Source organism: Cobetia sp. BL01 (genome assembly GCF_056493605.1).
In genome coordinates this window covers 162996-176451 of record NZ_JBVBEE010000001.1, presented here as the reverse complement: position 1 = coordinate 176451, position 13456 = coordinate 162996, and the positions used below count along the sequence as shown (strand labels likewise).

Genomic DNA, 13456 nt, shown 5'->3' with positions numbered 1-13456 from the left:
GCTCAGTTCTCTGACTCAGCCTCTCGGCAAGGCGGTCGCGTCCGTGACCTCTGCAAGGGCACCGCCTTGCCCCCCATTCGTTCGAACCGCTCCGTGCCTGGCACGGGGCGGCAGCAGACAAGGAGCTTTCCATGTGTGGCATCGTTGCCGGCCTGGCTCAGCGTGACATCAGCAAGATTCTCATCGAGGGGCTGCATCGCCTCGAATACCGGGGTTACGACTCCGCTGGCGTGGCCGTGATCGACCCCGCCGGTGAACTGCGCCGTGCGCGTGCCGTCGGCAAGGTCCGCGCGCTGGAGGACGAGCTGCGTGAAGCGCCGCTGTCCGGTGCCATCGGCGTCGCCCATACCCGCTGGGCCACCCACGGGCGTCCGGCCCAGCACAACGCGCACCCGCACCTCTCGGGCGAGCGCGTGGCCGTGGTGCACAATGGCATCATCGAGAACCACGAGGCGCTGCGCCGTGAGCTGGAGCAGGAGGGCTACGCCTTCACCTCCGAGACGGACACCGAGGTGGTCGCGCATCTGGTCGACCGCGAACTGCGCGCTGGCCGTGCGCTGCCGGAGGCGGTCAATGTGGTCACCGCGCGTCTGGATGGTGCCTTCGCGCTGGCGGTGATGGAACAGCAGAATCCCGAGCTGCTGGTCGGCGCCCGTCAGGGCAGCCCGCTGGTCGTGGGTGTGGGAATCGAGGAGCACTTCATCGCTTCTGACCCGCTGGCACTGCTGCCGGTCACCGACCGCTTCATCTATCTGGATGAGGGCGACATGGTGGCCATCAGCCCGAGTGGCATCCAGGTGCTGGAACGCGGCGCCGAGCAGGATGAGCTCACGCCGGTGACCCGCGAAGTGGTGCGCTATGAGCACAGCGTCGAAGCGGCGGGCAAGGGTGAGTATCGCCACTTCATGATGAAGGAGATCATGGAGCAGCCCACCGTGCTGTCGCGTACCCTGGCCGAGCGTCTCGACCCGCAGGGCGTGCGCCTGGAGGCCTTCGAGGTCTCGCGCCATTCCTTCCTGGCCGCGGATGATGGCGCCGAGAAGGGCAGGGAAGTCGTCGATGTCGAGCGACTGACGCAGCTGCTGGCCGATGTGCGTCAGGTGCAGATCATCGCCTGCGGGACCAGCTATCACGCCGGCATGGTGGCGCGTTACTGGCTCGAAGAGGTCGCCGGCATTCCGGCGCAGGTCGAGGTGGCCTCGGAGTTTCGTTACCGCGAGCGTGTCGCGGCACCGGGCACGCTGTTCATCACCCTGTCGCAGTCCGGCGAGACTGCCGACACGCTGGCGGCCCTGCGGGATATCCAGAAGCTCAACCGCGAGGGGCCGCAGGCAGGGCATTACCTGGCGAGTCTGGCCATCTGCAACGTGGCGGGAAGCTCGCTGGTTCGTGAGTCGGATCTGTCACTGCTGACCCATGCCGGGCCGGAGATCGGGGTGGCTTCCACCAAGGCCTTCACCACCCAGCTGATGGCGCTGATGCTGACCACGCTGGCCCTGCGCCAGAGCCGTCGACAGCCGCAGGACGAGGAAGATGACCTGCTCACGCGTCAGCTGCTGATGCGTCTCAAGGACCTGCCGCATGTCATCGAGCAATCGCTGGGGCTGAACGGGGAAATCGCCCAGTTGGCCGAGAAGTTCATGCATCGCCATCACACCCTGTTCCTCGGGCGCGGCAGCCAGTACCCGATCGCGATGGAGGGTGCGCTCAAGCTCAAGGAAATCTCCTATATCCACGCCGAAGCCTATGCGGCGGGTGAGCTCAAGCACGGCCCGCTGGCCTTGATCGATGAGGACATGCCGGTGGTGGCGGTCGCGCCGATGGATGACCTGATGGAGAAGCTGAAGTCCAACCTTCAGGAAGTCCGCGCGCGTGGCGGCCAGCTGTTCGTGTTCGCCGACCCGGAAGTCAGCCTCAAGGCCGGTGAGGGCGTGCACGTCGTCACCGTGCCGGGGGTGTGTCGCTTCCTCGCGCCGATCGTCTATGCGGTCCCGCTGCAGCTGCTGTCCTATCACGTCGCCGTGCTCAAGGGCACCGATGTCGATCAGCCGCGCAATCTCGCCAAGAGTGTCACGGTAGAGTGATCCCGCGCGGGCACTGAATTGTGTCTCGCATGAAGACGAAAGGGACTGCCCATGGGCAGTCCCTTTTTTCGTGTGCGCGCATCATGCCGCCGGCGGTTGCCTGACGCTGCCTGCTTGATGCAGCTCAGCCCGGCAGGACCCATGACGACAGACGGCGCCACCAGCTGCGCCGCCCGGCTGTGGTGTCCGTCTCGCAGGTGTCCGGGGGCTCGGGGGTGGGGCCCTGATGACGAATGCAGAAACGATCTCCCCCCGGCCCCGTGATACAGCGTGAACTGCCTGAGCTGACACGCCCCGCCTTGACGTCATCGTCGAGTTTCCTGCCCGCGGCCTTGATGGCCTCCAGTGTGCCTGGCGCCAGTTCGATGAAGCCTTCCTCTCCCGGCGCTTCCTCGACCTGTGACGGTGGAATATCGCGCATCAGATCAACCCCTTGAGGATCAGATTGCCACTGGAGACCAGCAGGATGGCGTAGGCCACCTGGCGGAGGTGATGGTCACTGAGCGGGGGGGGGAAGCGGCGTGCGAGCTCCGTGAAGGCGATGACCACGAACACGCCTGCGGCACCGATCATCAGCAGTTCACTCAGGTGCTCGCCGGCGCGTCCGGGAGAGATGATCGAGAGTCCCATGCGCATGGCGCCCCCGACCAGAAAGACAGCGAACAGGGTGCAGCGGATCGCCACCAGCGTCATCGGCTGGCGGTAGAGCATTACCACCAGCGGCGGCCCGTTGGCGGCGAACAGCCCGCCCATCAGGCCCGAGAGCCCGCCGGCGGCATGGAAGTGCCAACGGGGAGACAGCGTCTCACGCGGCTTGGGTTGCATCAGCAGCGCCAGGCAGGCGATCAGGATCACGCATCCCAGCAGCATGCCGAGCAGGGGCGCGCGCTCCTCTCCCAGCCAGGTGGCCAGGTAATAGCCGACCGGCAGCAGCGGCAGGCTGGTGACCAGCAGTCGCCGCGCGAGGCGCAGGTCGATTTCTCGCCAGTGGCCCCGCAGTGCCATGCAGTTGTTGAACAGGCTCAAGAGGGCGCAGAGCAGGGCGGCGCTCTCGATGGGCAGGACATCGAGAGTGGCCAGCAGGCCCATGACGATGAGCCCGAAGGCAAAGCCGGTGAGGGTCTGGATGTAGCTGGCCAGTGCCAGGCTCAACAGGATGGCAGCGAGTTGCCAGAGGGTCATGGTGACTCCGTTGGGTGGCCCCGTTCGGCGCGAGGGGAGGGTGGAGGCATTGCGCTGCCATGATAGCGCGGGCCAGCCGCAAAAGGGCGACAGTCTCGTGGCTGCCAGCCGGCGAGGGTGAGTCATGTGAGCTTTCGCGGATGAAGCGTGTCAGCAGCTCGGCCCATCCTGCTCAAACTTGCATAGGTAATTTAGTGGTCTTGAATTGCTTAGCTTACGCATGAGATGCAAGGAGTTTGCGACATGAACCCTCATGAATTCGGTTTTTGGCGACATGTCGCCTTGTTTGAATATCAGCAGCTTATTAGTCTGTGGTGAACAAGGGGGCATGAAGTGTTGCCATTTGCGGCCACATGATGTCGCTGGTGGCTTGGGCCGGGCTTTGGCAGGGCAAGCCAGCCGACAGATTCATTGGCCTCCTTGCTTGATGCCTGGCAGTGATGAACACGGCCTGAGCGTGAGCCCCTGATGGACAAGCACCGCCACATGGATATCCGGGCATGGAACGCAACGCAGCACAATCTCCTTTCTTCACCATCGTGACGCCGAATCACAATTCGGGTGATGGGCTCGAGCGCTGCATCGCCAGTCTCGCGGCCAACGACACCGCTTACGAACACATCATCATCGATGATGCCTCTTCGGATGATTCCTTTCTGCGGGTGGAGCGCAGTCACGCCGCCCGGCCACCGACCTCATTGGTACTGCGCCGCAATGCCGAGAATCTCGGGCCCGGGCCGACCCGCAACCATGGCCTGAGTCTGGCACGTGGCCGCTATGTGCTGTTCTGCGATGCGGATGACACCTTCGTGGCCGGCGCCCTGGATACGCTCAAGGCGCAGATCGTGGCCTTCGATTGCCCGCAGGTGGTGGTGTTCCGTTATTGCCTGCTGGGGCCAAAGAGAGAGCGGGAGAGCACGCCACTGTGCAGCCAGCCCCTTGAGCGCACCCAGATGCAGGCCTTCACCGATTTCATGCACGACCGCATCGTCTCCGCTCCCTGGGGCAAGGCGATCCGCGCCGATCTCGCCTGCGCCCTGAGCTTTCCTGACCTTCCTGTTTCCCAGGATGGTCTCTACAACCTTGAGCTGTTCGGTCGGGCGGCACGCGTTCTCTATCTGCCCGATGTGCTGTATCGCTTCGACAAGCGCAGCGACGGCTCCCTGACCCGCAAGCCCTTCGGCAATCGCGAGCTGGCCCGATTTCACCGCAGCTGGCGGGTGTTCGATTCCCGCTACCGCGAGCAGTTCGCGGCCGCCCACGGCCTGGCACTGCTGGAGATTCGCGCCCTGCGCTTCGTCGGTGTGAGCTTCATCATGCGCCAGGCCATCAACAAGACCCACGACGATGACCAGGTGAGGCAGGTGGTGATGTCTCAGCTGCGCCAGTCATCTTGGGCGGCATTGCGTCAGCTGTCGTTGAAGGAAAAGGCGTTGCTGATGAGCTATGCGCTCAGTCCTTCCCTGTCCCGGCAATTGATTCGGCGGAGCCAATACGCGTCATGAGCACTCGCAAGCATATCCTGTTCTACACCGGCGGCACCGAGCGTGCCAATGTCGATTACGGCCTGGAGCGGTTTTCGCGCCGTACCGTCGAGGCCAGTTGGCAGGCCGTGCTGGAGGGACTGGAAGCCCCGGCACTGCTGCGTGTCATCTGACTTCCATCAGGCACCAAGCATGTGACTTGCGAGCCCTCCTTTCGGGGCTCGCGTTCGCGCTATCGGATACGAATCTTCAGGTACGACAGCAGGAGGCTATCGCAGTGAGAATCATGCATGTCATCTCGACCCCCGCATCAGGAGGTGCCGAGGTCTACGTCAAGGACCTGAGCCTTGCCATGGTCGCGGCGGGGCACAGCGTTCATGTCACCTTTCTGGAAACCGCTGAGCAGTGCGGGCGAGATCTGGAATTTGAAAGGCACTTCCTGGCCCAGCTGAGTCAGGCGGGCATCAGTCATTCGTTTCTGGGCGCCGACACGCGTCGACGTCCCTGGCGTGGCGGTACACGACTGCGCACGGAAGTGAATCGATTCGCCCCGGATGTGGTGCATTGCCATCTCTACTACGCGCTGATGTTCGCCTTCCTGCTGCCACGCAAGCTTGCGGTGATCATGACCGTGCACAACATTGAGCTGGGGGCGCCCAACTGGCTGTTTCGACTGTTCGATCGTCGCGTCAGCGCCTATGTCGGCATCTGTCACGCCTGCACGCGCAAGCTTGCGCCGCTGGTCAGGCGGCCAGTGGTCCAGATCGACAATGCCGCCTCGGGGGCACGCCTCAAGCACAGCGGCTGGCAGATGACGGCGCTGGATACCCCGGTGAAGCTGGCGGCCATCGGACGTCTCACCGAAGCCAAGCAGTATCCCTTGATGCTCGAGAGCTGCCGCCGCCTCAAGGCACAGGGGTTGAATGTCACGCTCAGCATCGCCGGGGAGGGGCCGCTCAAGGCCGAGTTGGTCATGCAGATCCGTGACGCCGAGCTCGAGGATCAGGTGACCTTGCTGGGCAATATTACTGATGTAGCGGGGCTTCTGGCCTCATCGGACATCTTCCTGATGTCGTCTGCCTGGGAAGGACTGCCGATCTCGCTGCTGGAAGCCACGCTGAGCGGGCTGCCGGTGCTGGTCACCAACGTCGGTGGCTGCGCAGAAGTCGTGCATCGGGTCGGCAACGGGCTGGTGGTGGATGAGCAGACGCCGGCGCGCTATGCCGATGCTCTCACCCGCCTGGTGGCTGACGAGGAGCTGCGACGCAGCTGTGCGCGCAACGCGCGACGCCACGGCGGCAGCTACCACATCAACACGGCGCTGGCCGGGCATCTGGAGCTATACACCAGCCGTCTGCAAGGCGAGCTGGATGCGGCACCCGAAGTCTCGGTCTGAACGCGCAGGGCGAGGGTGGCAAATGGGAGAAGAGTGCGCATGGGGCCCTGCGGGTCTGAAGAATGGGCCTGCGGTGCGGACCTGAAAGGTGCGCTTGAAAAGCGGGCTTGAGATGCGGGGTCTGGCGCTGGACATGGCAGTCAGAAGAGTGGGCAATCGATGCGATGATCGGTTGCCCTTTTTCTTGTCCTGGAAATGGGGAATGGCGCTATGCGGCCACCTGAATGAGACGTCTCATGCCAGATGATGGGGAGTGCTGGGTCATGAGGTTCATGCTGATGTCAGTCAGGTGTGGCATCAGGATGAGTGGCTCTCAGCGGTTGGCGATTCATTCATGTCATCGCTCTACTAATACTTGAGATGAGAGAAAGCAGTCTAAAGTGAAGTGCGGCAATACAATCGTCGTGAAAGAGAGTTTACGCCTTGCTGTTGTGGTCGATTAATTTATTATCAAGTCCGTAATCAGACATTGAAAATCAAGCAGATCTCCACCTCATGAAATATCGATGATGTCACGCCGATTAAGACGTGATTATTCACGATTCATCGTAGATGAGAGGGTGATTTGATGATGGTCAAGTGCCGAGTCCATCACGAAATCCCTGTGACGTTCTGATCGCTGCTGTCAGTCTCGATGGCGCCAGTTCGTGGCATGGGAGAAGAGAATGGAAAGGCCGACAGGAAGTCAGGCAGGTACGAACTGGTCGCAAGTTGCTGTATTTCATTGTGTCTCACTACTCCAGAATACGTGAATGTCATCTTCTCCTGATGCCGGATGCAGAGGGTTCGCCCTTGCTCATCCGGTGATGCAATGCGGAGATTGACGTTTCACGATTCACCCAGGCCTTCTCGTTATGCGTTGTTGATACTCGGGAAAGTGTCGAGAGATCTCTGAAATACCGGCGAAAATGAGTCCTCATTTTCGTTCTGATGACCTCCTGTAATGGCTGATCACGCTATCAGTCATCCTTCAATGACGATACTGATGATGTCGAGTATGAGAGTCATGAGTCATCGATGAAGATGCCGTGATTATCTTTCATGTCGTCATGATGAGTTGTGCTGATTCTTCAGGCCGTGTCATGGATCAGGATAGTCTGATGCCGTTGGATGATTTTCATGATCCGGTACATGTCGGGATTGGGTCGATCCTGACAGGTCACCGTTCGTTCAACGGCGCGCTGGCGCAGGCAGGGAATGATTCGCGCCTGTCTCGCAAGGGAACGTCACAGAATTTCCACGTGCTGCAGGGGAGAAAGCCGATTCCTCGGGGCGGTAGCGTGTCCGGATACACGATGAATGCGCCGATCAGGATGTGATCGAGCAGAGCGCAGGGCTTACAGGGGATGACAGAGGTTATGAAGAGATCGACCAGATCGACGCTGCGGGGAGTTTCCCTGGCGATAATGCTGGCCGCCTTGGGAGGCTGTGCCTTCGCCCCTGGCGGCCATATGGACTATGAGGTCGAGACGGCGCCGCTGTCGGACCATGTCACGGTCAGCCCGATCACGCCGGCCTTGATCAGCAGTTATCGCGCACTCCCGGCTCAGACAGCCCCGGCCGATGACGCGCTGGTGGATGACATCAAGCGCTACGTCTACCGCGTGGGTGGCGGTGACATCCTGGCCATCAATCTGAGCACGCCGCTGGATCTGGCCCAGGAGACGGGCGTTCAGCGCCAGACGGTGGAAGCGCTGACCTACATCGTGCAGCCGGATGGCACGCTGTATTACCCCTACGTCGGGCGCATCAACGTCAAGGACATGACCGTGGATGAGGTGCGCGCCTCGCTGGTGCGTGGTCTGTCACGCTTCATCACCGACCCGCAGGTCAACGTCTCCGTCGCCCAGTTCCGCTCGCAGCGCGTCTATCTGAGCGGCGCGGTCCGTGAGCCGGGCTTCGTGCCGGTCACCGATGTGCCCCTGACCCTGATCGATGCCATCAGTGCCAGTGGTGGCGTCACCGAACTCGCCAATACCCACGACATCACCCTGACCCGCGACGGCCACCAGGAGCACCTGAGCCTCTATCAGCTGCTGCAGCAGGGCAACATGCGTGAGAACCGCCTGCTGCACGATGGCGACGTCATCAATATCCCGGTGGCGACCGACCAGAACGTCTTCGTACTGGGGCAGGTCCTCAAGCCCGGCAACATGCCGGTGGGCAACGAGCGTCTGAGTCTGACCGATGCCCTGTCACGCGCCGGTGGCGTGGATGAGGACCGTGCCGACCCCTCCGGTGTCTTCGTGGTCCGGGAGAACGGCCCGGACGCTGACAAGCTCGCCACCGTCTATGTGCTCGATATCTCCGATGCCACCTCGCTGATGCTGGGGGCACGCTTCCCGCTGCAGCCCAGGGATGTGGTCTATGTCACCGCGGCGCCGGTCAGCCGTTGGAACCGCGTGCTGAGTCAGTTGCTGCCGTCGGTCACCAGTACCGGGGCCTTCGTCTCGGTCATCGACGACATCGAGGGAGATTGAGGTCCATGAATCAGTTCACTTCTCCCATGCCGCCATCTTCCGGTGACGCTGGCCGGGACGCGACGCGTCGCCTGGACTTCAGCACCCTGCTGGCACTGCTCTGGCATCGTCGCTGGTGGTTGATCGCCAGCACCGTGCTGCTGACGTTGATCGGCATCTATGTGGTCGGCAGCCAGCAGCGCATCTATCTGGCTGACTCGCTGATCCAGATCGAGGACAAGGGCGGCAGCGCCAGCCTGCTGGGCACGCTGACGGGTCAGTCCGGAGGCCCCGAGGAGGGCAGTACCAGTGACGAGCTGGAGATCCTGGCCTCGCGGCTGGTGCTCGGGCAGGCCGTGGCGCGTGAGCGTCTCAACATCGTCGTCACACCGGTGCGCTACCCCGTCATCGGCGACTGGCTGTCCCATCGCGGAATGCGTCTGCCGGAGAGTCTCGGCGGCAATGAATATGCCTGGGGGGATGACGTCCTGAAGGTCACCACGCTGGAGCTTGGCGGCCAGTGGCAGGGACAGACGCTGACCCTGGAAGTGGTCGATGAGCAGCACTATCGCCTGCTGGACGCCGAGGGCAACCTGCTGATGCATGGCACGGTGGGCGAGAATGCGCTGTCCGGTGACATCAAGGTCTTCGTCCAGCGCATGGAGGCCAGCCCCGGGGCGCGCTTCGCGCTGACCAGCATCTCGGACCTCAGTGCCATCAACTCCATCAAGTCGCGTTTCACCGCCGAGCGCAACGGCAGCGATACCGGCGTGGTGACCCTGAGTCTGTCCGGCAGCGACCAGCAGGCCATCGTCAGCACCCTGGACACCATCACCGACGTCTTCCTGCAGCAGAATATCGAGCGCGAATCCGCCGAGGCCGACAATCAGCTGGGCTTTTTGGGTGACCAGATCCCGACGCTGCGCGGCCAGCTCGATGAGGCGGAATCCGCCCTCAACGACTATCGCCGCCGCCGCGATTCCGTGGACCTGACCGCCGAGAGCCAGCAGGTGATGGAGAACCTGGTGGGGCTGGACAACCAGCTGACCGAGATCAAGCTGCGACTGGCGGAGCTGTCGCGTGCCTACACCCATGAGCACCCGGCCTATCGGGCACTGGTGGCGCGTCGTGACTCCCTCAATCAGGAAAAGGCGCGGGTCCAGAAGCAGGCGGAACAGCTGCCGGCGGCGCAGCGCGAAGCGCTCAATCTGAACCGCAACGTCAATGTCAGCCAGGAAATCTACGTCGCGCTGCTCAACAAGCGCGAAGAAGTGCGCCTCAAGAAGGCCGGTACGGTCGGCAACGTGCGGATTCTGGATCCCGCCGTCCTGCAGCCTGGCCCCATCTCGCCGAGAACCTCGCTGATGATGGTGGTCTTCGCGATGGCCGGTTTCCTGCTGGGCGTGCTGGGCATCCTGCTGCGGCATTCCATGCGCAAGGGCATCGACAGCGCCGAACAGATCGAGTCCCTGGACCTGCCGGTCTACGCCACCATCCCGCTCTCGCCGCTGCAGCAGGGCATGATGCGTCGCGTGCGCCTCAAGGGCGAGAAGTCCGGGCGCGAGATCTATCAGGGCGTGCTGGCGACCTCGCAGCCTTCCGACATCAGCATCGAGGCGCTGCGCAGCCTGCGCACCAGCCTGCACTTCGCGCTGCTGGACAATCAGCGCAAGTCGGTGATGTTCACCGGCCCGAGTCCGGGCATCGGCAAGAGCTTCGTGAGCCTCAACCTGGCCGCGGTGAGCGCCGAGGCCGGCCAGCGCGTGCTGCTGATCGATGCCGACATGCGGCGCGGACATCTTCACCACGCCTTCCAGCGCACCTCCGAGCAGGGCGGCCTCTCGGATGTCCTCAGCGGCGCAAGTCCTCTGGAAGAGGTCATCTATCACACGCGCATCGACAACCTGGACTTCCTGGGCCGTGGGGTGGCGCCACCGAATCCGTCCGAGCTCCTGATGCAGGAAAACTTTGCCCAGTTGCTGGAGCAGCTGGGAGAGCGCTATGACCTGATCATCATCGATACCCCGCCGGTACTCGCCGTCACCGAGGCGCTGATCATCGGGCGCCATGTCGGTGCGAGCCTGATGGTGGCGCGCTTCGGCATGAACCAGGTGCGTGAGCTGGAACATGCTCGCAAGAAGCTCGAGAACAACGGCATCCACGTCAAGGGCGCGATCTTGAATGCCATCGAGCAGCAGGCCGGGGATAAGCAGCACTACGGGTATTACAACTACAGCTATACCTGATGCCGTGTCGCGGCACGGCTCTCATGACGCTTGAATCACGGAGGAGATGGCACGATGAGCGGTTTACCCTTATCGATGGAGCACCAGCGTCGTTACTCGCATCATTACGAGCGCTTGATCGCCAGCAAACGCCTGCAGCTGGTCTTCGGCATGCTGGTGGTGGTGATCGCGCCGGCACTCTACCAGGCGGGGCTCAACGAGCTGGTACCCGGTGACCACGGCTGGTGGCTGACCAGCGATGCCCAATGGCACGCCATGATCGGCACGGGGGTGGCCTATACGCTGTCCATCACCGCCGTCAATCGCCTGTCGCGCCTGCCGGGGACCCGCTCCTACCTCTACGTGGTACCCACCATCGTCATCTGCTATCTGATGCTGATGCTGGCGCTGGGGGTCTTCGATCTCGACTACTCGCGTCATCAGGTCGGCCTGTCCTTCCTGCTCGCCGTGAGCCTGTGCACGGCCTACTACTACATCGACACCCATGTCCGGCGCATGCGCTTTGCCGTGGTGCCGTTCGGCAAGGCGCCGGCGCTGTGTCAGCGTCGCGAGGTCGAGTGGCTGACGCTCAAGGGGCCGGACCTCGTGGGCATGCGGCGCATCGATGGCGTGGTGGCAGACCTGCGTGCCGAGATGCCCCGTGAGTGGGAGAGCTTCCTCGCTGACTGCACCATCCACCGCATTCCCGTCTATCACGCCACCCAGGCCCACGAGATGATCACCGGCCGCGTGCTGCTCGATCACCTCTATGCCAATGAATTCGGCTCGCTGATGCCGCGTGAGGATTACGAGGTCATCAAGCGCTGGATGGACTTCAGCGTGGCGCTGGTGCTGCTGCCGCTGCTGGCACCGGTGATGCTGCTGACCGCGCTGGCCATCCGACTGGACAGCCCGGGCCCCGTGGTCTTCCGTCAGCCACGCATGGGCTTTCATTGCCGTCCCTTCACCGTCTACAAGTTTCGCAGCATGTATGACGGCATGAAGGGGGCCGGCTTCACCCAGGAAGGCAGTGACCCGCGCATCACCCGGGTCGGGCGCTTCATCCGCAAGTGCCGTCTCGATGAACTCCCGCAGCTGTTCAACGTGCTCAAGGGTGACATGAGCCTGATCGGGCCGCGTCCGGAATCGATGAATCTGGCGGACTGGTATCGCAAGGATGTGCCGTTCTTCCATTACCGCCATGTGGTACGCCCGGGCATCACCGGCTGGGCGCAGGTCGAGCAGGGCTATGCCGCGGAAGTCGAGGGCATGATCCGCAAGCTTGAATACGACTTCTTCTACATCAAGCACTTTTCCTTCTGGCTGGATCTGCTGGTGGTGATTCGCACCATCCGGATCGTGATCAGCGGGAACGGGTCGCGCTAGCCGACCCTCCTTCTTCCGGTTACCCCTGGCACTCGCGACCTGACAGGGGCCCATGAGCTACCACCCATTGTCTGATGCACGAAAGGAGTCGAGATCATGATCACGGTGACGCGCCCCTATTTTCCCGAGCGGAAGAATTTCGATCGTTATGTGGATGCCATCTTCCAGAGCCGCTGGTTGACCAATCATGGCCCGCTGGAGCAGGAGCTGACCCGGCGCCTGGAGACCTATCTGGGCGTCAAGCATCTGCTGCTGGTCAGCAATGGCACCCTGGCACTGCAGGTGGCCTATCGCGCGCTGGGGATCAACAACGTGGTCGGGCAGCGCGAACCCGCCGAGGTCATCACGACTCCCTTCACCTTCATCGCCACGGCCAGCAGTCTGAAGTGGGAAGGGATGCAGCCGGTCTTCGCGGACATCGATCCTGCCACCCTGTGCCTGGACCCCGCACAGGTCGAGGCAGCCATCACGCCGCGTACCCGCGCCATCGTGCCGGTGCACGTGTTCGGCAACGCCTGTGACGTGGAAGCCATCGATGCGCTGGGGGAAGAGCACGACCTCAAGGTCATCTATGACGGCGCCCATGCCTTCGGCGCGACCTACCGTGGCAACAGCCTGCTGTCGTACGGGGATGCCAGCACCCTGAGCTTCCATGCCACCAAGCTGTTCCACAGCATCGAGGGCGGCGCGATCATCTTCAAGCGCAAGGAAGACCTGGAGCGTGCCCGCAAGATGATCAACTTCGGCATCACCGGTCCCGAGTGCATCGAGGAGCTGGGCATCAATGCCAAGATGAACGAGTTCCAGGCCGCCATGGGGCTGTGCGTGCTCGACGAGATCGAGGGCAACCTCGAGAGCCGCGCGCTGGTCTGGCATGCCTATGCCCAGGCGTTTCAGGGCAACGTGCAGCTTCAGGCACGTCAGCCGGGCGTCAGCCTCAACTACGCCTATTTCCCGATCATTCTGGAAAGCGAAAGTGTCCTGCTGGAGGTGATGCAGCGTCTGGAGCGGGAAGGCTACCAGCCGCGGCGCTATTTCTGCCCGTCGCTGGAGTCACTGGCATTTCTGGGGCGACCGGCGGCAGACCTGCAGGACGCGGACTTCCAGCAGCCCGAGATCGTGCATTCCAGAGACATCGCCAGCCGTATCCTGTGTCTGCCGTTGTTCTCGGGACTTCAGGTCAGCGAGATTCTCGCCGCGGTGCGCGTCATCGTCGATCGGCATCAGAAGGCAGCCTGAA

11 protein-coding genes are annotated in these 13456 nt (G+C 62.6%); 9 read left to right on the top strand and 2 right to left on the bottom strand.

All coding sequences use genetic code 11. The features are described 5' to 3' along the window. Positions 1 to 131 precede the first annotated feature (131 nt). Positions 132 to 2084 (top strand): glutamine--fructose-6-phosphate transaminase (isomerizing), encoded by a 1953-nt coding sequence (gene glmS, locus ACZYGA_RS00700; RefSeq protein ID WP_404625268.1) that lies wholly within the window; start codon positions 132 to 134, stop codon positions 2082 to 2084. A 124-nt stretch (positions 2085 to 2208) separates the two neighbouring features. Here glmS and ACZYGA_RS00695 read toward each other — a convergent pair whose 3' ends face one another. Then, positions 2209 to 2505, bottom strand: coding sequence for a hypothetical protein (locus ACZYGA_RS00695; protein WP_404625270.1), 297 nt, complete (start codon positions 2503 to 2505; stop codon positions 2209 to 2211). After that, the gene (locus tag ACZYGA_RS00690) at positions 2505 to 3266 is read right to left on the bottom strand and encodes a sulfite exporter TauE/SafE family protein (RefSeq protein ID WP_167592983.1); all 762 of its coding nucleotides are present in this window, start codon (positions 3264 to 3266) and stop codon (positions 2505 to 2507) included. The genes ACZYGA_RS00695 and ACZYGA_RS00690 overlap by 1 nt, the downstream gene beginning before the upstream one ends. A gap of 500 nt (positions 3267 to 3766) precedes the next feature. On the opposite strand from ACZYGA_RS00690, the gene ACZYGA_RS00685 reads away from it, so the two are divergent. The 8 genes from ACZYGA_RS00685 (at position 3767) to ACZYGA_RS00650 (ending at position 13455) form a co-directional block, all read left to right on the top strand. Then, positions 3767 to 4771 carry a glycosyltransferase family 2 protein gene (locus ACZYGA_RS00685; RefSeq protein WP_404625272.1) on the top strand — a complete coding sequence of 335 codons (1005 nt, stop codon included), beginning with the start codon at positions 3767 to 3769 and terminating at the stop codon, positions 4769 to 4771. Next, a complete protein-coding gene (locus tag ACZYGA_RS00680; protein WP_176504013.1) occupies positions 4768 to 4923 on the top strand; it encodes a hypothetical protein in 156 nt (51 codons plus the stop codon). Before ACZYGA_RS00685 ends, ACZYGA_RS00680 begins: the two co-directional genes overlap by 4 nt. Before the next feature lie 113 nt (positions 4924 to 5036). Next, a complete protein-coding gene (locus ACZYGA_RS00675; RefSeq protein WP_404625320.1) occupies positions 5037 to 6146 on the top strand; it encodes a glycosyltransferase family 4 protein in 1110 nt (369 codons plus the stop codon). A gap of 1028 nt (positions 6147 to 7174) precedes the next feature. Further along, positions 7175 to 7465 (top strand): hypothetical protein, encoded by a 291-nt coding sequence (locus tag ACZYGA_RS00670; RefSeq protein WP_404625274.1) that lies wholly within the window; start codon positions 7175 to 7177, stop codon positions 7463 to 7465. 39 nt (positions 7466 to 7504) lie between these two features. Beyond that, a complete protein-coding gene (locus tag ACZYGA_RS00665; protein WP_103751396.1) occupies positions 7505 to 8626 on the top strand; it encodes a polysaccharide export protein in 1122 nt (373 codons plus the stop codon). A 5-nt stretch (positions 8627 to 8631) separates the two neighbouring features. After that, positions 8632 to 10851, top strand: a complete 2220-nt coding sequence (locus tag ACZYGA_RS00660; protein ID WP_084208242.1) for a polysaccharide biosynthesis tyrosine autokinase — start codon at positions 8632 to 8634, stop codon at positions 10849 to 10851. 54 nt (positions 10852 to 10905) lie between these two features. Then, positions 10906 to 12216 (top strand): exopolysaccharide biosynthesis polyprenyl glycosylphosphotransferase, encoded by a 1311-nt coding sequence (locus tag ACZYGA_RS00655; protein WP_240499685.1) that lies wholly within the window; start codon positions 10906 to 10908, stop codon positions 12214 to 12216. Between the two features lie 96 nt (positions 12217 to 12312). Further along, positions 12313 to 13455 carry a DegT/DnrJ/EryC1/StrS family aminotransferase gene (locus ACZYGA_RS00650; RefSeq protein ID WP_077374068.1) on the top strand — a complete coding sequence of 381 codons (1143 nt, stop codon included), beginning with the start codon at positions 12313 to 12315 and terminating at the stop codon, positions 13453 to 13455. The last annotated feature ends 1 nt before the right edge of the window (position 13456 follow it).